The 22,145-nt window shown below is 25.6% G+C and carries 20 protein-coding genes and 1 tRNA gene; 19 read left to right on the forward strand and 2 right to left on the reverse strand.

Annotated elements, in window-relative coordinates; translation table 11 throughout:
- Nucleotides 1-553: 553 nt before the first annotated feature.
- The 17 genes from orn (at nt 554) to Bpudo544_RS00460 (ending at nt 19,479) form a co-directional block, all read left to right on the forward strand.
- Nucleotides 554-1,102: an oligoribonuclease gene (gene orn, locus Bpudo544_RS00380; protein WP_500825388.1), complete on the forward strand. Its 549-nt coding sequence runs from the start codon at nt 554-556 to the stop codon at nt 1,100-1,102.
- 180 nt (nt 1,103-1,282) lie between these two features.
- Nucleotides 1,283-1,355 (forward strand) — tRNA-Gly (locus Bpudo544_RS00385).
- Between the two features lie 200 nt (nt 1,356-1,555).
- Nucleotides 1,556-2,053 carry a tRNA (adenosine(37)-N6)-threonylcarbamoyltransferase complex ATPase subunit type 1 TsaE gene (gene tsaE / locus Bpudo544_RS00390; RefSeq protein ID WP_500825389.1) on the forward strand — a complete coding sequence of 166 codons (498 nt, stop codon included), beginning with the start codon at nt 1,556-1,558 and terminating at the stop codon, nt 2,051-2,053.
- 7 nt (nt 2,054-2,060) lie between these two features.
- Nucleotides 2,061-3,380 (forward strand): N-acetylmuramoyl-L-alanine amidase, encoded by a 1,320-nt coding sequence (locus Bpudo544_RS00395; protein WP_500825600.1) that lies wholly within the window; start codon nt 2,061-2,063, stop codon nt 3,378-3,380.
- A gap of 191 nt (nt 3,381-3,571) precedes the next feature.
- Nucleotides 3,572-4,534, forward strand: a complete 963-nt coding sequence (gene miaA, locus Bpudo544_RS00400) for a tRNA (adenosine(37)-N6)-dimethylallyltransferase MiaA (protein WP_500825390.1) — start codon at nt 3,572-3,574, stop codon at nt 4,532-4,534.
- A 499-nt stretch (nt 4,535-5,033) separates the two neighbouring features.
- The gene (gene hflX, locus Bpudo544_RS00405) at nt 5,034-6,311 is read left to right on the forward strand and encodes a ribosome rescue GTPase HflX (protein WP_500825391.1); all 1,278 of its coding nucleotides are present in this window, start codon (nt 5,034-5,036) and stop codon (nt 6,309-6,311) included.
- 54 nt (nt 6,312-6,365) lie between these two features.
- Entirely contained in the window at nt 6,366-7,664 is a 1,299-nt protein-coding gene (hflK, locus tag Bpudo544_RS00410; RefSeq protein ID WP_500825392.1) for an FtsH protease activity modulator HflK, read from the forward strand.
- Complete coding sequence (gene hflC / locus Bpudo544_RS00415; RefSeq protein WP_500825393.1) at nt 7,665-8,699, forward strand: protease modulator HflC; 1,035 nt, start codon at nt 7,665-7,667, stop codon at nt 8,697-8,699.
- A gap of 153 nt (nt 8,700-8,852) precedes the next feature.
- On the forward strand, nt 8,853-10,199 hold the full coding sequence (locus Bpudo544_RS00420) for an adenylosuccinate synthase (protein WP_500825394.1): 1,347 nt from the start codon (nt 8,853-8,855) through the stop codon (nt 10,197-10,199).
- A gap of 203 nt (nt 10,200-10,402) precedes the next feature.
- The gene (gene rlmB / locus Bpudo544_RS00425) at nt 10,403-11,158 is read left to right on the forward strand and encodes a 23S rRNA (guanosine(2251)-2'-O)-methyltransferase RlmB (RefSeq protein ID WP_500825395.1); all 756 of its coding nucleotides are present in this window, start codon (nt 10,403-10,405) and stop codon (nt 11,156-11,158) included.
- 278 nt (nt 11,159-11,436) lie between these two features.
- Entirely contained in the window at nt 11,437-11,802 is a 366-nt protein-coding gene (rpsF, locus tag Bpudo544_RS00430) for a 30S ribosomal protein S6 (protein WP_500825396.1), read from the forward strand.
- Nucleotides 11,803-11,871: 69 nt separating this feature from the next.
- Nucleotides 11,872-12,099, forward strand: a complete 228-nt coding sequence (gene rpsR, locus Bpudo544_RS00435) for a 30S ribosomal protein S18 (protein ID WP_500825397.1) — start codon at nt 11,872-11,874, stop codon at nt 12,097-12,099.
- A 58-nt stretch (nt 12,100-12,157) separates the two neighbouring features.
- Nucleotides 12,158-12,619 (forward strand): 50S ribosomal protein L9, encoded by a 462-nt coding sequence (rplI, locus tag Bpudo544_RS00440; protein WP_500825398.1) that lies wholly within the window; start codon nt 12,158-12,160, stop codon nt 12,617-12,619.
- A gap of 184 nt (nt 12,620-12,803) precedes the next feature.
- A complete protein-coding gene (gene cysQ, locus Bpudo544_RS00445; RefSeq protein WP_500825601.1) occupies nt 12,804-13,580 on the forward strand; it encodes a 3'(2'),5'-bisphosphate nucleotidase CysQ in 777 nt (258 codons plus the stop codon).
- 270 nt (nt 13,581-13,850) lie between these two features.
- A complete protein-coding gene (locus tag Bpudo544_RS00450) occupies nt 13,851-14,600 on the forward strand; it encodes a POTRA domain-containing protein (protein ID WP_500825399.1) in 750 nt (249 codons plus the stop codon).
- A complete protein-coding gene (locus tag Bpudo544_RS00455) occupies nt 14,573-15,577 on the forward strand; it encodes an autotransporter assembly complex protein TamA (RefSeq protein WP_500825400.1) in 1,005 nt (334 codons plus the stop codon). The genes Bpudo544_RS00450 and Bpudo544_RS00455 overlap by 28 nt, the downstream gene beginning before the upstream one ends.
- Nucleotides 15,577-19,479, forward strand: a complete 3,903-nt coding sequence (locus Bpudo544_RS00460) for a translocation/assembly module TamB domain-containing protein (RefSeq protein ID WP_500825401.1) — start codon at nt 15,577-15,579, stop codon at nt 19,477-19,479. Before Bpudo544_RS00455 ends, Bpudo544_RS00460 begins: the two co-directional genes overlap by 1 nt.
- An 81-nt stretch (nt 19,480-19,560) precedes the next feature.
- On the opposite strand, the gene ppa is transcribed toward Bpudo544_RS00460, so the two are convergent.
- Together ppa and ispB are read right to left on the reverse strand one after the other, a co-directional pair.
- Nucleotides 19,561-20,094: an inorganic diphosphatase gene (ppa, locus tag Bpudo544_RS00465; RefSeq protein WP_500825402.1), complete on the reverse strand. Its 534-nt coding sequence runs from the start codon at nt 20,092-20,094 to the stop codon at nt 19,561-19,563.
- A 175-nt stretch (nt 20,095-20,269) separates the two neighbouring features.
- Nucleotides 20,270-21,244, reverse strand: a complete 975-nt coding sequence (gene ispB, locus Bpudo544_RS00470; RefSeq protein WP_500825403.1) for an octaprenyl diphosphate synthase — start codon at nt 21,242-21,244, stop codon at nt 20,270-20,272.
- 211 nt (nt 21,245-21,455) lie between these two features.
- Between ispB and rplU the strand changes: the two genes are divergently transcribed.
- Nucleotides 21,456-21,773, forward strand: coding sequence for a 50S ribosomal protein L21 (gene rplU, locus Bpudo544_RS00475; RefSeq protein WP_500825404.1), 318 nt, complete (start codon nt 21,456-21,458; stop codon nt 21,771-21,773).
- A 51-nt stretch (nt 21,774-21,824) separates the two neighbouring features.
- The gene (rpmA, locus tag Bpudo544_RS00480) at nt 21,825-22,079 is read left to right on the forward strand and encodes a 50S ribosomal protein L27 (RefSeq protein ID WP_500825405.1); all 255 of its coding nucleotides are present in this window, start codon (nt 21,825-21,827) and stop codon (nt 22,077-22,079) included.
- Nucleotides 22,080-22,145: the final 66 nt, after the last annotated feature.

Consider the following 22,145-nt stretch of genomic DNA (forward strand, 5'->3'; position numbering starts at 1 on the left):
TATGAAGTTAATTTATATTAATTTAATATAATTTTCAAGATATTCTTATTTAATTCAATTTTAATTAACGAAGTATCTTTTTCTTGAAAATTTAAATTTTCATGGTGTTAAACTTTAGCAATAAAATTACATGTATATAATTTAATTCGTTAAATTATTCATAATAGTAATTAATATCAAAATTGTATTCTATCATAAAATAAATATGATGTGCCGTTTTATTTTTGGAAAATAAAATGTTAATTTATTAGATAACTTGTATTTAAGTTATTTATTTACATAAAGTATTATTAATAAATAGTACTTGCTCATATTGGTAATGTTTATTTAAGTGCTTAATTGAATTGTTTTAAATATATGTTTATTTTAGTTAACTGATCTTTTTTAGAATTAAAAGTAATTGAAAAAATGTTATATATTATATATTATTAGTAATAATAATTTTCAATTGTGTTTGATTGTTTAAATTGTTTGATAACTGAGTTTTATTTTAGATGGTGTTATTTAATTATTTAATATGCATGAGTACAATTAATCAGAATATATATTATGTATGGATAAAAATTTAATTTGGATAGATTTAGAAATGACTGGGTTAAATCCAGAGAGGGATCGTATTCTTGAAATAGCTACATTGATCACTGATAGTGAATTGAATATTTTATCAGAAGGGCCAAATTTAGTGATTCATCAAAATGATTTGCAATTATCAGCAATGGATTCATGGAATATAAGTACTCATGATGCGAATGGTTTATTAAAAGAAGTTCGTTCTAGTCAGTTAAATGAAGATGATGCATCCAGTTTAACTATAAAGTTTTTAAAAAACTGGATATCTTCTAAAAAATCCCCTATATGTGGCAGTAGTGTTGCTCAAGATCGTAGATTTTTAATTAAATATATGCCTCAATTAGAGGCTTATTTTACTCATCGATATTTAGATGTTAGTACGATTAAAGAATTAATGATTAGATGGAGATTAGATTTAATGTCAGGATTAAAATTAAATAAAAAAACTCATCGCGCTTTAGAAGATATTCGTAGATCAATTGAAGAATTATTGTATTATCGTGAATGTTTTATAAATTACAAAAATCATTAAGGTTTGAATATTAATTTTTATATATGTGTGTAAATGTGATTTATTTTTATAGATAAAAATTACGTTAATATGTTGGGTGGGTATTGTTTTTGATAATGATGCATGAGAAACAACATTATTACAATCTGGAATATTATATACATGTAATATAAAAGTTTTTATCTAATATAATAAGAGTAAGCGGGAATAGCTCAGTTGGTAGAGCACAACCTTGCCAAGGTTGGGGCCGCGAGTTCAAATCTCGTTTCCCGCTTATATGTGTATTTTTGATTATTGTATAATTGATACATGTAATATCAAAGTGATATTACATGTAAATATTTTTGTGCATTAAGATTGTTGGTTTAGTTATTTTTTTGTTAGAAAAATAACTTTTACATATAAATAAAAGTATATTAACAATTGATGATTTAAAAATTAATAGAATTATATTAATGATAATGTTGATTAATAATGAAACAATATGTGTTTGTTTTACTTGATAAATCTCAAACTTTATTATTAGGATCTGTTTTAGCTGAAGTTTGTTTGTTAAATTGTATTTTTTACTTATATGGATGTATAGGATCTGGAAAAACTACTTTATGTAAGGGGTTTTTAAAAGCTTTAGGATGTAAAGAATACGTGAAAAGTCCAACGTATACTTTAATTGAGTCTTATTCTTTATCTGATAAACATATTTATCATATAGATTTATATCGATTACATTCAAAGGAAGAATTAATAAGTACAGGTATTTATGATTGTTTTAACGGAAAATCTATATTATTAATAGAATGGCCAAAACCAGAAATTCATATGTTACCTGATCCAGATATTTCGATACATGTTAAGTATTATAAGTATGAGAAGTCTCGGCAAGTAGTTATTACCACTTTTAGTAGTCTTGGGCAAACAATAGTAGATGATGCATTATATACTGGAAGCTTTAAATATGAAGTTAAAGTATAAAAAAATAATGTTTTTAATATTAATCTTATTTAAATATTTATTTTTCAATATAATTCATGCCTCGACGGTATTTAATTCTATTTATATACAAAACAATACGTATCAATCTACAGTGATTATATATTGCAGTGTTATTCCTATGTATACAATTTTTTATTTACATAATCCAGAAAGAATAGTGATAGATTTATTTAATATTTCAAATATACAAAAAAATGTATTTCCAGTAAATTGTAATAAAAACAATTTAATTAAATGTATTCGTACAAGTTCTGCTGTGAATGGGAATAGTACACGTATAGTTTGTGATTTAAATCATCTATCTGATATTAAGGCAGTAGTTCAAAAAAAAATAAAAAAAAATTATCGAGTTATTTTAAAAATTGAAAAAAAAATGCCAATTGAATCTCGTTTGAATATGATGCATCATAGTGCATGTAATAATTCTACTACACATCAAAAATCGTGTCTTACTGCGTCTTCAAAACCCATAATAGATAATGATACCAATTGTCCGGTAAGAGTAATTAACAACAACAATATTAGCAATAATATTAAATGTTGTTCTAATAGTGGTGGTGATCAAGTGCAACAATCATTACCTATAATTGTAGCTATTGATGCAGGTCATGGAGGTCAAGATCCAGGGGCTACAGGTTATTATGGAGTGTACGAAAAAAATATTACTTTCAATATCGCAAAAAAATTGAAGAAATTATTAGATAAGGATTTAAGATTTAAAGCTGTTATGATTAGAAATGGGGATTATTTTTTATCAGTTATGGATCGTTCTGATTTAGCTAGAAAAAAGAAAGCAAATATATTGATTTCTATTCATGCGGATTCTTCTACTAAATCCAATATTAAAGGAGCTTCAGTTTGGGTTTTATCTAAAAATAGAGCTCATATAGAAACGATTCATTGGCTAAAATGTAAAGAGAAATATGCAGAACTTTTAGGAGGAGTCGGACAGATATTAAATCATTATCAAAATGATCCATATTTTCGATATTTAATATTAGATTTACAGTTTTGTTATGCACAAAAGGCTGGATATGATATTGCAGTACATATGTTACATCAGTTAAAAAATATTGGTTTTTTACATAAAAATATGCCTGAGTATTCTAGTTTTGGTGTATTACGATCTCCTGATATTCCATCCATTTTAGTAGAAACAGGGTTTATTAGTAATTTTAAAGAAGGTCAATTGCTTTCAACTGACAAGTATCAAGAACAAATAGCACAAGCTTTATATACAGGGTTACGTTCATATTTTTTGTTTTCTCATCAGCATCAAAAAAATAGAATATCAAATTGTGTATAACAAATATTTTATTAAGAAGATATATAAAATATTTTTAATAAAATATAATACGTTATTTAATTTTGAAATTAAATATACTTTTTATATAAAGTAATGTAGACATATAATGTCTATTATTATGTAATAAATAATTATATTAAAGATGTTATAATTTTGAGTCAATTAAAAATTAAAAAATGATGTCGTTATAAATGAATAAAGATACTTCTTGTCCGCAAATTATTTTTTTGATGGGCCCTACAGCTTCTGGGAAAACAAATTTGGCTATTGCTTTGCAAAAAAGAGAATTAAAAATAAAAATTATTAGTGTGGATTCAGCTTTAGTATATAAAGATATGAATATTGGCACAGCCAAACCTTCTTGTTTTGAATTACAAATTGCTCCTCATAGACTTATAAATATTCGTGATCCAGCTGATTGTTATTCTGTATCAGATTTTTATCATGATGCAGTTTTTGAAATAAAGGAAATTATTAAATCTGGTTACATCCCTTTGTTAGTAGGAGGGAGTATGTTATATTTTAAAGTTTTATTACAGGGGTTATTTCAATTACCAGGATCTGATCAAAATATTCGTGATAATTTAAAATGCATTGCTCAAAGAACAGGATGGATAAACATGCATAAAATGCTTGGATATATTGATCCAGAATCATCTAGAATTATTCATTTAAATGATCATCATAGAATAATTAGAGCACTAGAAATATTTTTAATTTCAGGTAAGACTTTGACAGAATTAAAACATCAATCTACTTGTTATATTTCAAAAAATAGGGTGTTGCAGTTTGCTGTGATGCCATCAAATAGAAAAATTTTAAATGATCGAATTGAGCAACGTTTTTATAAAATGTTAGAAATGGGATTTGAACAGGAAGTAAGAGAGTTATTTTCTAGATCAAATTTACATGATAAAAAGTTGAAATCATCAATTTCTTGCGTAGGTTATCGTCAAATGTGGCAGTATTTATTAGGTGAAATTGGGTATAATAATATGATATATCAGAGTATTTCTGAAACTAAGAGAATAGCTAAACAACAACTTACATGGCTTCGAGCATGGCCTAATTTACATTGGATAAATAGTGATAATAAGTCTAAAGCAGTTAATGATATATTAATAATATTGCATCAGAAATTTATTGATATATAAAATTTATTACAGGTGAATTAATGTATTTCGTTTGTTTATAATATTAATTTTTATGAAATAAAAATAAAATTTTGAATAGTTTTGATTAAAAAATCTATTTATATTTTTGTGTGACTAATATGTCAACAAATATAGACAAAATGTAAATATAATGTATTTATGACAATAAGGGTTTTATAATTAAGTTTATTTTTTGTTTTTAGTTAAAATTAATAATTATTAAAATGTATTTATGTTAATTGAAATAATTAATATGTGGAGTGATATTATAAGTAATGTTATACTGGATTAGTATTTAATCATGTATCATGATATGTATTATAGATGTAATTATATCAATAAGAATTTTTTAAAAAGGAGTGAAGTTAATTGAGTATATTATTTTAATAACATCTTTAACGAATCAGATAAGTAATTTTTCTATATATAGAAAATAATGTGTTTTTAAATTAATATTTAAAATCTATGTTATATGTATGAATAGAGTTGTATAATTGATTTGAACAAATTTGATAATAAAGCCATATTAGTTTATGTGATGCTTTCTAAATCAGAAGATATAAATTGGAATATTAAAGAATGTTCGAATTTGGCATGTTCTTCTGGAATTCAAGTGTCAAGCACTCTAATTATTAAAAATTTAAGGATAATTGATGTTAAATATTTTATTAGAAAAGGAAAAATATTAGAGTTAGAATGTATAGTTAAGAAACATTTAGCATCTATTGTTTTATTTAATTGCACTTTATTTCCTAATCAAGAACGTAATTTATCCGAATTTTTATGTTGTAAGATAATAGATAGAAATCAATTAATTCTTAATATTTTTGCTGATAGAGCACGTACGTATGAAGGTAAATTACAGGTAAAATTAGCACAATTACGTTATTTAAACTCTCGTTTAACGCATGAATGGAATCATTTAGAACGTCAAAGAGGTGGAATTGGAGTCAGAGGAGGGCCAGGGGAGATGCAATTAGAAGATGATCGTCGTTTGTTAAGTAAACGTATATTTCGAGTTTTATCAGATTTAAAAAAAATAGAGAATCAAAGAAAACAAAATAGGTACCGTCGAATTAAAGTTGGAATTCCTACTATTTCTTTAGTAGGATATACTAATGCCGGGAAATCTACATTATTTAATTCAATGACATCTGCAAATGTAGATACAGCTGAAAAATTATTTGTTACCCTTGATCCGACATTTAGGAGAATTATGAAAAAAAGAAAACCACATATGATATTGGTTGACACGGTAGGTTTTATTCAAAATTTACCAAAAGATTTAATAACTTCTTTTAAATCGACATTACAGGAAACATCAGAATCAGCCTTATTATTACATGTGGTAGATGTATCTAGTAAAAAAATTGAACAAAATATTAATATAGTTCATGATATTTTAAAGGAGATGAATGTTCAGGATATTCCTATTCTTTTAGTTATGAATAAGATTGATTTAATGGGTAAAATAAAACCTCACATTGATCGAAATATCGATGGATATCCGATTCGAGTTTGGTTATCTGCTTATAATGGTATAGGTATAGAATTGTTAAATCAAGCTATTGATGAAATATTGCCGAATCATATAATATCACGAAAATTAATGGTACCAATAAATAGTAGTTTGTATCAAGAGTTATATAAATTACAAGCAGTTAAGAAATTTTGTTATGAAAATGAGAATATTGCAAAATTGAAGGTACATTTATCTTTTAAGGATTGGAATTATTTAACTAAATGTTACGGTTCTTTATCTAGTTATATTGTTTGAATAATGTAATGGTTTAAAGTAAGGTATATAAGCATTATAAATTTGGGGTATAAAATGATATGTAATTGTTTTTTATATTGGTGTAAACATGTTTATAATTGTTGGCACAATTATATTTTTAGTAAAATTATTATAAATTTTGCAATTAAATGTAAAAATAGATTAAAATTTAATATTTCTGATGTATGCAAATATTTAAATAAGATGTTTTTTACTTCTAATGAATTTAGTAGTTATCATAATGATAAGGAATTTTCTAATAATATGTCTCCTTTAATTATTGTTAGTATTTTAATGATAATGGCAATTATTTTATGGGCTGTTAGTGGATTTTATACTATTAGAGAAGCAGAAAGAGGAGTAATTTTAAGGTTTGGTAAATATCATTGTTTAGTACAGCCAGGATTAAATTGGAAGCCTAATTTTATTGATTGCGTAATACCTGTAAATGTTGAGTCAGTTCGAGAATTAGCAGCATCTGGAATGATGTTAACTTCTGATGAAAATGTAGTTCGAGTAGAGATGAATGTACAGTATCGAGTAACTGATCCTAAAAATTATTTATTTAGTGTAATTAATGCAGATGATAGTTTACGTCAAGCTACTGACAGTGCTTTACGCGGAGTGATTGGAAAATATAATATGGATCGAATTCTTACAGAAGGACGTACGGTAGTACGTAGCGACACTAGAAGAATTTTAGAAAAAACAATTTATCCATACAATATGGGTATCAGTTTATTAGATGTAAATTTTCAAACTGCTCGACCTCCAGAAGAAGTGAAAGCTGCATTTGATGATGCTATTGCAGCTAGAGAAAATGAACAACAGTATATTCGTGAAGCTGAAGCTTATGCTAATGAGATACAACCTAAAGCTAATGGTCAAGCTCAACGAATTTTAGAAGAAGGACGTGCGTATAAAGCTAGAACGATTTTAGAGGCGCGCGGAGAAGTACAGAGGTTTTTGAAGGTTTTACCAGAATATAAAGCTGCTCCTGATATTACTAGAGAAAGATTGTATATTAATTCCATGGAGCGAGTCTTAAGTAATACTAAAAAAATTTTTGTAGATTTAAAGAATACTAATAATATACTATTACTTAATTCTGATCCAATGATCTTGAATAATAGTGATCGTAAAGATGGTATTAGTAGTAATTTAGGAAACAATTCTAATAAAAAAAAATCTAATATGAGTATTAAAAAAAGTTCTTCAGCATTTAATTCTGAACATAATTTACCTTCTAGTCATATTAATAGTAATTCTGCCGAGGGATTTTTGGATAAACGCCAATTGAATGCGGCAAAACGTGTTGATGTTATTAGACAGGGACAAGGAGTGGAGTTGTAAATGATACGAAATTTGTTATTATTTATTATAATATGTGTGTTGTCAGTATTGTTTTTCTCTTTATTTACCATTCAAGAAGGACATAGAGGGATAATATTGCGTTTTGGAAAAGTATTGAGAGATGAGGATAAAAATCCGTTGATTTATTATCCTGGATTACATATGAAAATTCCTGGAATAGAAACAGTGAAAATTTTTGATTCCAGAATTCAAACTATGAATAACCAAGCTGATCGTTTTGTTACTATGGAAAAAAAAGATTTGATTATTGATTCATATATTAAATGGCGTATCAGTGATTTAGGTCGTTATTATTTAGCGACTGGAGGAGGAGATGTTGCGCAAGCAGAAGTTTTAATTAAACGTAAGTTTTCGGATAGATTAAGATCTGAATTAGGAAAATTAAAAGTTCAAGGGATTGTAACTGATTCTCGAAATCAATTAATGACAGATGTGAGAATATCTTTAAATTATGGAACCGCTGGAGAAGAAGTATTAGAATCTTCGATGAATAATAATGTATATTCATCGAATAATGTAAATTCGAACATATATAATATGTCAAAAAAATCACAGTGCAATAATAATGCTTATGAATATATGAATCCAAATAGTATGACTGCTTTGGGAATTGAAATAATAGATGTAAGAATTAAACAAATTAATTTACCAACGGAGGTATCTGATGCTATTTACCAACGTATGCGTGCAGAGCGAGATGCTGTAGCAAGAAGACATCGTTCACAGGGAAGAGAAGAAGCAGAAAAATTAAGGGCAACAGCAGACTATGAAGCTACTCGGACTTTGGCAGAAGCTAAGCGTCAAGCTCTTATTATGAGGGGTGAAGCTGACGCTGCTACTGCTAGGCTGTATGCTAAAACTTTTAATGAGGATCCTAATTTTTATTCATTAATACGTACCCTGAAAGCTTATGAAAATAGTTTTAAGAGCAATGATAATCTTATGGTATTAAGTTCAGATTCTGATTTTTTACGTTTTATGAGGTCACCAAAGAATATATCTTCACACAAATAAGATTTACTATATATCAAATATAGTGTGTTAGAATAATATTAAGAAACAACTGATTGATGTGATGAACTGATTTACTTTGAACTAATGCAATAAAATTGCATTAATAAATGATATAGTGTTTAATTATTTTAATAGCAGGTAATAAAATACAGAATGATACAGAATATTGTAGTGTTAGGAACTCAGTGGGGAGATGAAGGAAAAGGAAAAATAGTAGATTTATTAACTTCTACAGCTAGATATGTGGTTCGTTATCAAGGTGGGAATAATGCCGGGCATACCATTATTATAAATAGTAAAAAAATAACTTTACATGTTGTTCCTTCTGGAATACTTAATGAGAATGTTATCAATATTATTGCTGGAGGGGTGGTATTATCTCCTATTGCTTTTATGAAAGAAATAGAAAAATTAAAAGAATTGAATATTTCCATAGATAAACGAATATTTATTTCAGAATCTTGTTCTTTGGTATTACCTTATCATGTAGCAATAGATTTAGCACGAGAAAAAAAGTTATCTAATACTTTTACTGAAGATATGTCGGTTGTTGATAATACAATTATTGGAACTACTGGATGTGGAATTGGTCCTGCTTATGAAGATAAAGCAGCACGTAGATCGTTGCGTATAAGTGATTTGTATAACTATAAAGATTTTGAGAATAAATTAAAAAATGTAGCGGATTATTATAATTTTCAGTTAGAGAAATATTATCATGTAGAACCTATTGATTATAAAAATATTTTAGACGAAATTATGTCAGTTTCTGGTGCTTTAATAAATATGATTACAGATGTTTCAGAGTTATTAATAAATGCTCGCAAGAGAGGAGAGAATGTTATATTTGAAGGCGCTCAAGGAAGTTTATTAGATTTAAATTATGGTACTTATCCGTATGTAACTTCAACTAATACCATTGCAGGAGGTGCGACGGTAGGGTCCGGTATTGGTCCAAACTATATTGATTATGTAGTAGGAGTAATAAAAGCATATTCTACTAGAGTTGGATATGGTCCTTTTCCTACCGAATTATTGAATAATACAGGAGATTGGTTGTGTGTACATGGTAAAGAATTTGGATCTACTACTGGAAGACGTAGAAGAACAGGATGGTTTGATTCAGTGTTGGTACGTCATGCTATTAGAATTAGTTCTATTGATTCTGGGTGTTTGACAAAGATTGACGTATTGGATGGGTTAGAAAAAATTAAAATTTGTGTTGCATATCAATATTCAAGTGGAGAGTTAGTATATCATTTTCCATCTTCTTTAGAGAAAATTTTAAGTGTTACTCCAGTATATGAGAGTTTACCTGGATGGACTTATGGAAGTACGGCTGGCGTTAAAGAATTTAATCAGCTGCCTATAGAAGCTAAAAATTATATTAAAAGAATCGAAGAAATTATAGGGATTCCAATATATATCATTTCTACTGGATCAGATCGATCTATGAATATTATTGTAAAAAATCCATGGAATTATAATTCATGTATGTAATTTATTTGTACTATGGTCACTATATTAGTTACAATACAGTAACTAATAAGTATTGTATTAGTTTTGTTTTTATGTGAAATATGTGTATTTAAAATTAAATAAATAGAATTGTTATATAATTAATATTATGCACATCGTCATATATAGATGTAATGTGAGAAATTATTAATTTAAAGTTATTTTGTTTATATTAGAAAAATAAGATGAGTGAAATAGTATATGGAATACACGCAGTACGATCCATATTAGATAATAATCCAGATTTTGTATTAAAAATATTTATTATTGAAAAACCAAGAAATTCAAGATTAGAATTTTTGATTAATTGTAGCATTATTTTAAAAATTAAAATACAAGAAAAGTCTCGTCGTTGGCTAGATATTAAATCGTCTGGATTTTTGCATCAAGGAATTATTGCTGAAATTAGTAGAATACCTAAAAAGCTTTGCTTAGGAGAAAATGATTTATTAAAGTTATTACAATGCTGTAATGGAACTCCATTCTTTTTGATATTAGATAGGGTGACTGATCCGCATAACTTAGGAGCTTGTTTAAGATCAGCAGATGCAGCTGGAGTACAGATGGTAATAATTCCTAAAAATCGTTCAGCGCCTATAAATAGCACGGTAAGGAAGATTTCTAGTGGTTCTTCAGAATATATACCTATTTTAAGAGTGACAAATTTATCAAGGACTTTAAAGTTACTTCAGCAACATGATATTTGGGTTATAGGAACATCAGAGAAATCTAATCAAGTAATTTTTGATACTAAATTAGTTAGGCCTTTAGCTTTAGTTATGGGTTGTGAGGGGTCTGGAATACGTCGAATTATTAGAGAAAATTGTAATGAACTTATTAGTATTCCTATGTTAGGAAGAATAGCGTCTTTGAATGTTTCTGTAGCTACTGGAATATGTTTATTTGAGGTACTAAGACAACGTCGTAGTTATCGTAAATAATGTGTAAGTAGTATATAATAAATATTACAGAGAAAGCAGATATAGTGCTATGTTTATTTATTATATTGTGAGTTTTTATACAGTATGAATGAAGAATATACATATGATATTTTAAAGTATAATAGTTTGTAATGGCAATGTGTATTATTTATAGAAAATTCTTTGTTACTTCTGGTTGTTTTTAATTAAATCGTAGTATTATAATTTGTATATGATGAAGATATGTATAAGGATATATTTTACAGTATTCTACAATTTGTTAATAAAGGAAAAAATTCATGCGTCATTATGAAATAGTATTAATAGTACATCCTGATTTTGGTAGCAATATTTCTAATATGATTGATCATTATACCGAAATGATTATTAATTCTGGAGGTAAGATTCATCGAGTAGAGAATTGGGGAGATCGACAATTAGCATATTCAATAAAAAAATTGAATAGGGCTTATTATGTCTTAATGAATATAGAAGTTTCTTTAAATACTCTTAATGAATTAAGTAATATTTTTCGATTCAATGAAAGGATTTTAAGAAATATCATAATTAAAACTAAACATGCGAAAACTGATCCATCTCCTATGATGAATAAAAAAGAAGATAGTAAAAATTGCAATATAAATGAAATACATCAGATAAATTAAGTTTAATATTATAAATATTTATCAATTAAATTAATGTAATTTTATATATGGGAGATATAAAATAAGAAAATGGCTCAACGTTATGTACGTCATCGGAAATTTTGTCGATTTACAGCAGAAAAATATGTATATATTGATTATAAGGATCTTGTTAGTATACAAAGTTCCATAATAGAAAATGGAAAAATAATTCCTAGTAGAATTACAGGAACATGTTCAAAATATCAACGACAATTGGCTCGAGCTATAAAGATAGCACGTTATTTGTCTTTATTACCATATATCGATAGATATTAATAAATATTATTAATGAGACGGGTTCAATTAAATTTGATGATATATAGAGATATATAAGATGAAAGTTATTTTATTAGATGATATAAAAAATTTAGGTGTTGCTGGGTCTGAGATAATTGTTAAATCAGGATACGCAAGAAATTTTTTAATTCCTCAATCTAAGGCAATATTAGCTACAAAAAGAAATATTGAATTATTTAAAGAAAATCAGTTGAATTATGAGAATCAACTCGTCCAAAAAAAAATGGAAGCTGAGGTTTATGCAGAATCAATAAATAAATTGGGTAGTATTACTATGACGGCTAAATCAAGTATTCAAGGAAAACTTTTTGGTTCGATCAGGTCAAAGGAAATTGCTAGAGCAATATCAGAATTATCAGGTTTTAAGATTTATAAATCTCAAGTTCGATTAATTGATTGTAATTCATTTAAATCATTAGGTGAGTATAAAGTTAAGATTCATATATATAATAATATATATGCTGATTTAATAGTTAAAATAATTGCTGTATCTTCCTAGGAAGAAAAACATCTATATTGTAATTATTGATTTATTTAAGTTATAACAAATTAAAACTTATTATTTTATTTAATATAAAAAATTGATTTTATGTTGTAGTTTAATAAGTTAAATATAAAAAATAATACTTTCAAGATGGAAAGAAAAACAGATATAATCTGTAATTATGAAAAATAATTGTAAAATAATTGATCAAATTAGCTATATTGCTCGTGTAGCTGGTAAGGAAATAATGAGAGTTTATTCTATAAATAATCATATTAGAATAAATGTAAGAAAAAAAATAGATCAGTCTTTTGTTACGAATGCTGATTTATTCGCTCATCAAATAATTGTATCTTTTTTAAAGAAATTAACTCCTAATATTCCTGTTATATCAGAAGAACATCTTCCGGTATGGGAAGAATGTAAAAAATGGAATTATTTTTGGTTAATTGATCCGTTAGATGGCACTAAGGAATTTTTATCTCGAAATGGGGAATTTACAGTGAATATTGCTTTTATTAAATATGGTGAACCTGTAATAGGAGTAGTATATGTTCCAGTATATGATATATTATATGCATCAAGTAATAATAAAGCATGGAAAGTTAATTCCACTGGAAAATTAGAATCATTAAATGTTTTTTCTAATAAATATAAAATTTATAAAAATCCTATTATAGTAATGAGTAGAAGCAACGTTACTGCTTATCAACAGAAACTTTTAAATAATTATTTAATAAATATAAAAAATTATAAAATTGTTAATATTGGATCTTCATTTAAGTTTTGTTTGGTAGCGGAAGGAATTGCTCAATTTTATCCTAGATTTTCTTCTACTAAAATTTGGGATACAGCTGCAGGGCATATTATCGCTAAATCAGCTGGGGCTTTAATTAATGATTGGAATGGATATCCTTTGAATTATAAAAATATTAATAAATATTTTTTAAATCCTGGATTTCAAGTATCATTATGATCATGATGTTTTAATATATGTTTGAAATGAGATGATCTACATATAAATAGATATTTATATTAGTGGTATATAATTGAAATGAAATAGAAGAGAAGTGATTTTTTGATTTTATTTGTTTAAATTTATGTAACAATACATATTAATAATATTTTTTAAAAAAGAATTATCGACAATATAAATAATAATCATTAAAATTAGAAGTAATGTATATATGTTATGTTTTTATAATATATAATGAGAAAAATTATTATAATAAAATTGTATATTATTATGTTTTGGATTTTAATTCCAATATACTGTAAAGGAGAATTGCAAATAATATTAGAAGGCCTGGATGTAAAATTAGAACATAATATACGTAAAAAGCTTGATTTTTATACAACATATAATATTAATTTTCTTAATTCAAATGTTAAAAAAGAAATAGATGACGTAATTAAATCTAGTTTAAGATCTTGTGGTTATTACTCTCCTAGAGTCAGTTTTGATTTTTTTACTAAAAGTATAGAAAATAAAAAATTGAAAGTTTTAGTTATAAAAGTTTTTCCTGGAATACCTATTAAAATTGTTCGGGTAACTATTGACATAGATGGAGAAGGAAAAAATGATATCGGTTTTCATAATATAATTGAAGATAGTAAGTTGTTTATTGGGAAACAATTAAATCATCACGATTATGAACAGATTAAAAATAAGCTTTATAGTTTAGCTGTGTCCAAAGGATATTTAGATGCCAAATTTTTAAAAAGTCAGTTGATTGTTATTCCTGATTTATATCAAAGTATTTGGGATATTAAATTTTTTAGTGGACATCGATATATTGTAAAAACAGTAAAATTTCAAGGTAGTCAAATTCAAGAAAATTATTTAGAAAATATATCTAATATAAATATTGGAGATTATTATTCTACTAAATCTATAATAGAATTAAATCGTCGATTATCTTCTACTAATTGGTTTGGATCTATATTTACATCTTCGAATGCCGTTTCATGTGTTCAAAAAAAAAACTGGTATTAAACGTTTTACTTACTCCTAATGTTAAAGATAATTTTGAGATTGGATCTGGATATACTAATGAGACAGGTTTACGCGCTAAGATTATTTGGAAAAAACCATGGATAAATTCATATGGACATAGTTTAGAGAATAGTTTTAGTATATCAGCATTAGAACAATTTATAGATATAAATTATAAAATCCCTATTTTGCGTAATCCTTTAGAAGAATATTACTTATGTCAAGGAGGTTGTATATATGAAAATAATGTATATGACCTGCAGTCTCGAGTTATTATGTTCAATATAGCACGATATTGGAAGTGCATAGATGATAATTGGCAACGAGTGATTAATTTATATTGGTATATAAATCATTGTGTGTATAAAAATAAATTTACTAAAACTACAGTATTAATTTGTCCTGGAATTAATATAAATCGAGTACAAAAACGAGGTGAAATAATACCATACTGGGGAAAAAGTCAACGTTATTCAATAAATATATCAGCAAATTATTGGAAATCAGATATTGATTTTATAATTGTACGAGCCCAAAATATTTGGATTCGTACGTTTTTAGAAAAAAATCGTATTGTAGTTAAAAGTAACTTAAGTTGGATGGAAGTAAATAATTTAGCATATATTATCCCAATGTTTCGTTTGTTTTTTGATAAAGACTGTAGTATTCGTGGATATGAGTATAAAATCATATCGTCTTTTCATGATTCTGTTCAATACACAAAGTCAATAACAAATACTTTTGAATATCAATACAATATTTGTGGTAGATTATGGAGTGCTATTTTTATAGATTTTGGAGAAATTGGTAATAATATTAATTGGAGAAAGGATTTTAAATCTGGTTTTGGTGTTGGAATACGTTGGCAGTTACCAATAGGTCCTGTAAGATTAGATATAGCAATTCCACTAATACATGAAATTAAAATAAATTATAATTTTTTACATTTTTACGTAAATTTAGGACCGGAATTGTAATGTTTATACGAAAAATGTTTTTAATTTTATTATTAGGAATAATCGCTATATGTGGAGTATTTATATTTTTATTTGGAACGAATATAGGAACTAATTTAATATTTACGAGAATAACAAGTCAGATTTCTGGGTTAACTTTTGATTCTGTTTCTGGGTGTTGGGGTAATTTTAATGTGTCTCATGTAGAATATAAGACACCTTCGTTAGGTGTAATAAAGATTCATAAATGTGATATTTCAATAAATTTTAAACATTTTTTGCTTAAAAGAATATATATAGATCATTTGTTTTTAACAGATATTTATATAGATGGGAGATTAGTTAATTTAGTACCTGATGACATAAAAAATATTAAAAAAAATAAGATTTTTAAAAAAATTTTAAAGAATTATTCAATTATTTTTAAAAATGTAATATTTAATAATATTTCTGTGCTATTGAGTAATATAGAATTACAATTTCAACAGATTAATACTAGTTGTATTTTTAAAAATAATTTATTGAAAATATTATCTTCTGATATTGTAGAAGGATCTTTTGTATATAATTTTTTTTTAGATAAAAATTTAATTAAAAAAAATAATATAACAATTCATTCAGTGCATTGGGTAAAAAATTTTTCTTATATAAAAGATATATTACGCAATTTAATTGATAAAACATTAGTAGTTTTTCAAAAGCAACATGGAATTTTTATAAATTTTATATTAACAGATGTTCAAGGAAAAAATTTTTGTTTTTTTTTCAATAATCAAAATAAATATGTAGTTAATTATTTTCAAATACATTTTTCTTATATTAAAGAGATAATAAATACAGAATTTCATATTGATTTATCTTTAGGGCATTTAGATGGTATTAGTAATGTTATTTTACGCAATCATTGTCCAGTATGTATAGTAGCTAATTATGTTCATTATTATAATTATAAAGGAAGTTGTAATAGTAATAAATTAGAAGAAAAAAATTTGGGAAAAATTAAATTAGTGGTGACAGGATCATTAATTGATGAATTATGTATAGATTGTACTACTTTTAATATTATTTCCCCTACAATGCATATATTAATGAAAATTAAATTGATGTGTCCTTCTATCCCAATTAACTTGTTTATTACTGGAGAAAAGATTCCAATTTTTCTTTTAGGAAGTAACAATTTTATTGTTGAAAAAATAAATTTTTTTTTAATAGGAAATATGAGTAATTATTATATTCAAATGCAATCTGAACTGTCTTGTTCAAAAATTAAGATGACACGTGTATCAGTATTAATGAATGCTCAAGGAAATTTGAATAGTTGTATTATTTCTGAATTAAAAATAAAAACACCAAACGATTATTATAACATAGAAGGCATAATTAAATGGAAAGATTTAATTAATTATAATAATGTATGTTTTTTCAACAAAATGAATATAAAGGAGTATGTAAAATATTCAACGAAGAAGTTAATATGGAAGAAAAATATGATTCAAGAGTATTTTGATAAAAACTTTTTGGGATTAGTAGTATCGTATGCTAATGTATTTGAGGGTGTTAAAGATAATGATATTGTACACAATGAATGGGTATTTATAAAAACTAATGGGAAATATGATATTTTTGATTCTATGTTGAGTAAAGGAAAATATGATAATTTTTTAGTAATACAAGAAAACATACAACAAAATCGTACTTTTGATATTTCTTTAAAACTTAAGGTAATAGATTGTTCTATTTTTTCATCTCAATCAAATAGTCATTTAAATATTTCTTGTAAATTATATAGATCAATTAGTTCATTTTCTATGTTGTTTAAAATTGATGCTCAATCTTTAAATTGGAAAAATAAAAATATTAATATTAAAAAAATTCGAATTAATAGTAATGTTCATTATGGCAAGTTAGTTCAGAGTAATTTTTTTGTGAAGTTAGATAAAGTGCAATATGAAGAGTTTTTATTACATAAACTTTTGATAAAAGGAATAGGAAATTTTTCAAAACACTTTTTAAATGTGGGATTATATGGAAAAGAATTAGTTGGAGTAATGAATATAAATGGAAAATTTGATTTATTTAATCAAATTTGGAGTGGAAAAATTGATAAAACAAACATTGTGACCCCTATAGGAACATGGAAGTTAATAAATGATATTGTTTTTATTTATCAGTATATACCTCAAAAAATTATTTTCAAATCACATTGTTGGGAAAGTAAAGTATGTAAAATCTCAATGGATGATATGATTCAAAAAAGTTTTTTAAAAAAAATATTCAAAATAAATCAGTACTTTGATTTTTCATTTTTAAATTTTAAATTAATAAATATTATAAATGCGTGTGGTACGCATATATATTTTACAGATATATGCTGGAATATTACTGATATTTTACCTCAAGGTTCTATGTATTTTTCTGTAACTCAATTAAATATTGAATTATTTAATAAAGATAATACTAATCTTTGTGTTGAAATTAATGATGCAATTTTAAATACAATATTTACTCCAATTAATTTTTCTTGTATTGGATCAATAAAAATAAAAAATGATAAAAGTTGTTGGAGATTTTCAATCACTGATTTTCATAATATTCCTAAGGTTTCTGGGAATGTAACAATTTCTAATATGAAAGTAAATTCTTTTTTTTATTTATTATTTCAATTAAAAGAATGTATAAATGGATTGATGAATATGGATTTGAATTTTCATGGATATTTAAATTCGATTAATTTTTATGGATTTATTCAATTTGAAAATTGTAACTTTAATCAATCTAATACTTTTTTTAATATGAAAGATGGTTTTTTTAAAGTTAATTTTTTTGGAGATTACGCATTATTAAGTGGTTTAATGAAAACAGAATATGGAGGGCAATTGAATCTAGATGGAAAATTGATTAAATTTAATTCTTTGACAAATTTTTACTTATTATTAAATGTAAAAGGAGATCAGATTGATATACATGTATCTCCAACAACATATGCAAAAATATCTCCTAATCTTATTTGTACAATAACTATAAATGGTATTGATATTAAAGGTAATTTAGATATACCTTATGCTCAAATTGAATTTCAAGAATTTTTAAAGAATTCGATAGAAATTTCATCTGAAGAGGTTTTATTAGATAGTCAATTTTCTCCTATTTCTACAAATAATTTTAAAAATTTAAGTATATTTACTATTTCTAATCTTTTTATACATTTAGGTCATGATGTAAATTTTAATGGATTAGGATTATATACTAAATTAAAAGGTGATTTAGAAATTACATATAATGATAAAAGTAATTTATTAGTAGTAGGACATGTTAGAACATCATCTGGTTATTTTAAAGCATATGGTATAAATTTAATACTAAAACAAGGTCAGATATTATTTTCTGGAGCAATTAATGAAGCATATCTTGATATTGAAGCAATTAAAAATACTTCTTGTGTATTGAATAACTCAAAGGATCCTATTACTGTAGGTATACATATTACTGGCATATTAGAACAATTAAAATTAGAGTTTTTATCTAATTCAGCTTTATTATCTCAACAAGAAATAGCTTCTTATTTGCTAGGAGAGTATAACACAACTTTATCTAATTTAAATATAATTAATAACAATAGAATAACATCTCTATTAATAGGGATGGGTATAGAGCGATATGAAAAATTTATTGGGAAAATTGGTAGAGTTTTAGGAGTCCAAGATTTAACAGTAAATGCGCAAGATTTTGGAACTACACCAGTAGTAGCGTTGAGCGGATATATAGCTCCTGGATTGCAAATTAAATACGGTGTGAGTATTTTTGATTTGTTTACTACAATAACAATAAGATATTGTATAAATCATCAGTTATATTTAGAGGCTACATCTAAAGGTTACGATTATGCACTAGACTTGTTGTATAAATTTAATCTTTTTGATTAAATTTATACAACAAGTCTAGTGTTATAGATTTTGATTTTGTATTAAAGAAAATCAATTTTTTATTATTTATGTTTGTATTTTTTATTTTTCAATTTTAGCGCGTTGAAAGGCATTAAAAATTTTTGATTTAGCTACATTAGCATTTTTCCATTCTTTTATTTTTACCCATTTATTAGGCTCTAGATCTTTATAATGTTCGAAAAAATAAGTAATCTGAGTACGTAAAAGAACTGGTAATTCATCTATATCTTTTATAGAATCATATTGGTTTGATATTTTTTTATGTGGTACTGCTATGATTTTATAATCCTCCCCAGATTCATCTATCATATCTAGCATGCCTATAGGTCTGCAATGAATTACAGATCCGATAAATAAGGGATAAGGTGTAAATACCAAGACATCAATAGTATCTCCATCTGGAGCTAATGTGTTGTTTACATATCCATAATTACATGGATAAAACATAGGGGTAAACAAAAATCTATCAACATAAACTACTCCAGTTTCTTTGTTAATTTCATATTTTACAGGAGATGAATTTGACGGGATTTCAATTATTACATATATATCTTCTGGAATATTATCTCCAGCTGAAACTTTTTGTAGATTCATACTGTTTTTAATTAATAAACTTAATCAATCTATAATTTAATTGGTTTTACTTTAAAAATAACTACAAAAATTACTTATTCTTAAAAAAAATAAACAACATACAATAATACTAAATAATATATCATACAAAAGACTTTTTATTTGTCAAGTATAAATTTGTTGATAATAATTTTTATTATTGATATCTTTGTATTATAAAGTGAGCTAATTTTTTTAAAGCTTGTTTATATGGAGATGTAGGTAAAACATTTAAACAAGAAATAGCTTTATTAATTTTAGTTTCAGCGCATTTTTTAGTGTATTCTAAAGAACCATATTGTTGCATTGTATGTAAAATAATATTAAAAAAATGACGACTATTGCCATGTATAATAGCTTGTCGTATAATTGATGCTTCTTTAGGTGTGCTATGGTGAATAGCATGTAACAAAGGTAGTGTAAGTTTACCTTCATTTAAATCATTTCCTGTGTGTTTGCCTAAAGAAATAGTGTCGGTTGCTCCATAATCTAATAAGTCATCAATTAATTGAAATGCAATTCCTATATATTTTCCATAGTTACTTAACGCTTGTTCTTGTTTAAGATTAGCATTGGCTACAATTGCTGACGATTGAGAAGCTACTTCAAATAAACGAGCTGTTTTATTATAAATAATTTTCATGTAATTATTAATGGTAATGGTAGGATCATGACAATGTACTAATTGTAATATTTCTCCTTCTGAAATAATATTAACTGCATTAGCCATTAAGGAAAGTATTCGTAAAGATTGTAATTCTGTCATCATTTGAAAGGCACGGGTATATATAAAATCACCTACCAATATACTAGCAGAATTTCCAAAAATTACATTAGCAGTTATTTTTCCTCTTCTCATTTCTGATGTATCTACAACATCATCATGCAATAAAGTAGCTATATGGATAAATTCTATTAATGTAGCAATAATAATATGTTGTGTTTTTTTATAAGTTAATGATTTTGCAATCAATAAAATCATAATTGATCGAATTTTTTTTCCTCCACTATTGATAATATGGTGAACTAATTTGTTAATTAGAGTTGTTTTTGATTTTAATCTTCTACAAATTTCAAAATTAACACTAGTCATATCTTGTTGGATAAGTTTATTTATTTGATTTATATTCATGTTATTACGATTAGTTGTGGTTATGTTTTTATATAATTGTTAGTGGCATTATGCTAATTGTACTATTAAATGTAATAATTTTTATTAATATGGTAATAAGTGTGTTTAATTTTATTAATTGTGTTGAGAAACATGATATTATAATGTATAAATATCTAATTTAGATAAAGTGTGATAATATCAGATTATAACAAGAGATGGATTATTATTTATGTATGCGGTTTTTCAAAGTGGAAGTAGGCAGTACCATGTTCATATAGGAAAAGTAATTTATATTGATAGGATGGTTATTAGCATTGGAAGTCAAATTGAATTTAATCAAGTTCTTTTTCTGGAAAAGAATGATTGCATTCAAGTGGGTACTCCGTTTATCAGTGCTGTCAGGATTATAGCTAGTATTATTAGTCATGATCGTTGTAAAAAGATAAAGATTATTAAATTTCGTCGTCGGAAACATTTTAAAAAATCTCAAGGACATCGACAATATGTTACAAAAATAAAAATTATAGATATTGTAACTTCTTCTTAATATAGAAATAGAAGGATGTTGTGTATTATTTTATATAGGAAAATAGAATATATGGCACATAAAAAAGCTGGAGGTTCTACTCGTAATGGTCGGGATTCACAAGGGAAACGGTTAGGGGTGAAACATTTTGCAGGAGAGTTTGTTTCTGCGGGTAGTATTCTTGTTCGACAACGTGGAAGTAAATTTCATCCTGGCAGATATGTAGGCTGTGGAAGAGACTATACTCTTTTTGCTTTAAGAAATGGAAAGGTATTTTTTAAAAAGAAAGGTAAATTAAATCGTAAATTAGTTTATATTATTGCTTGAAGGTAAATATAAATAAATATTTATTGTTTAAATTTTTGTTTTTACTAAGATAAACAACAATGTAAT

This window comes from Blochmannia endosymbiont of Camponotus pudorosus (assembly GCF_059934925.1).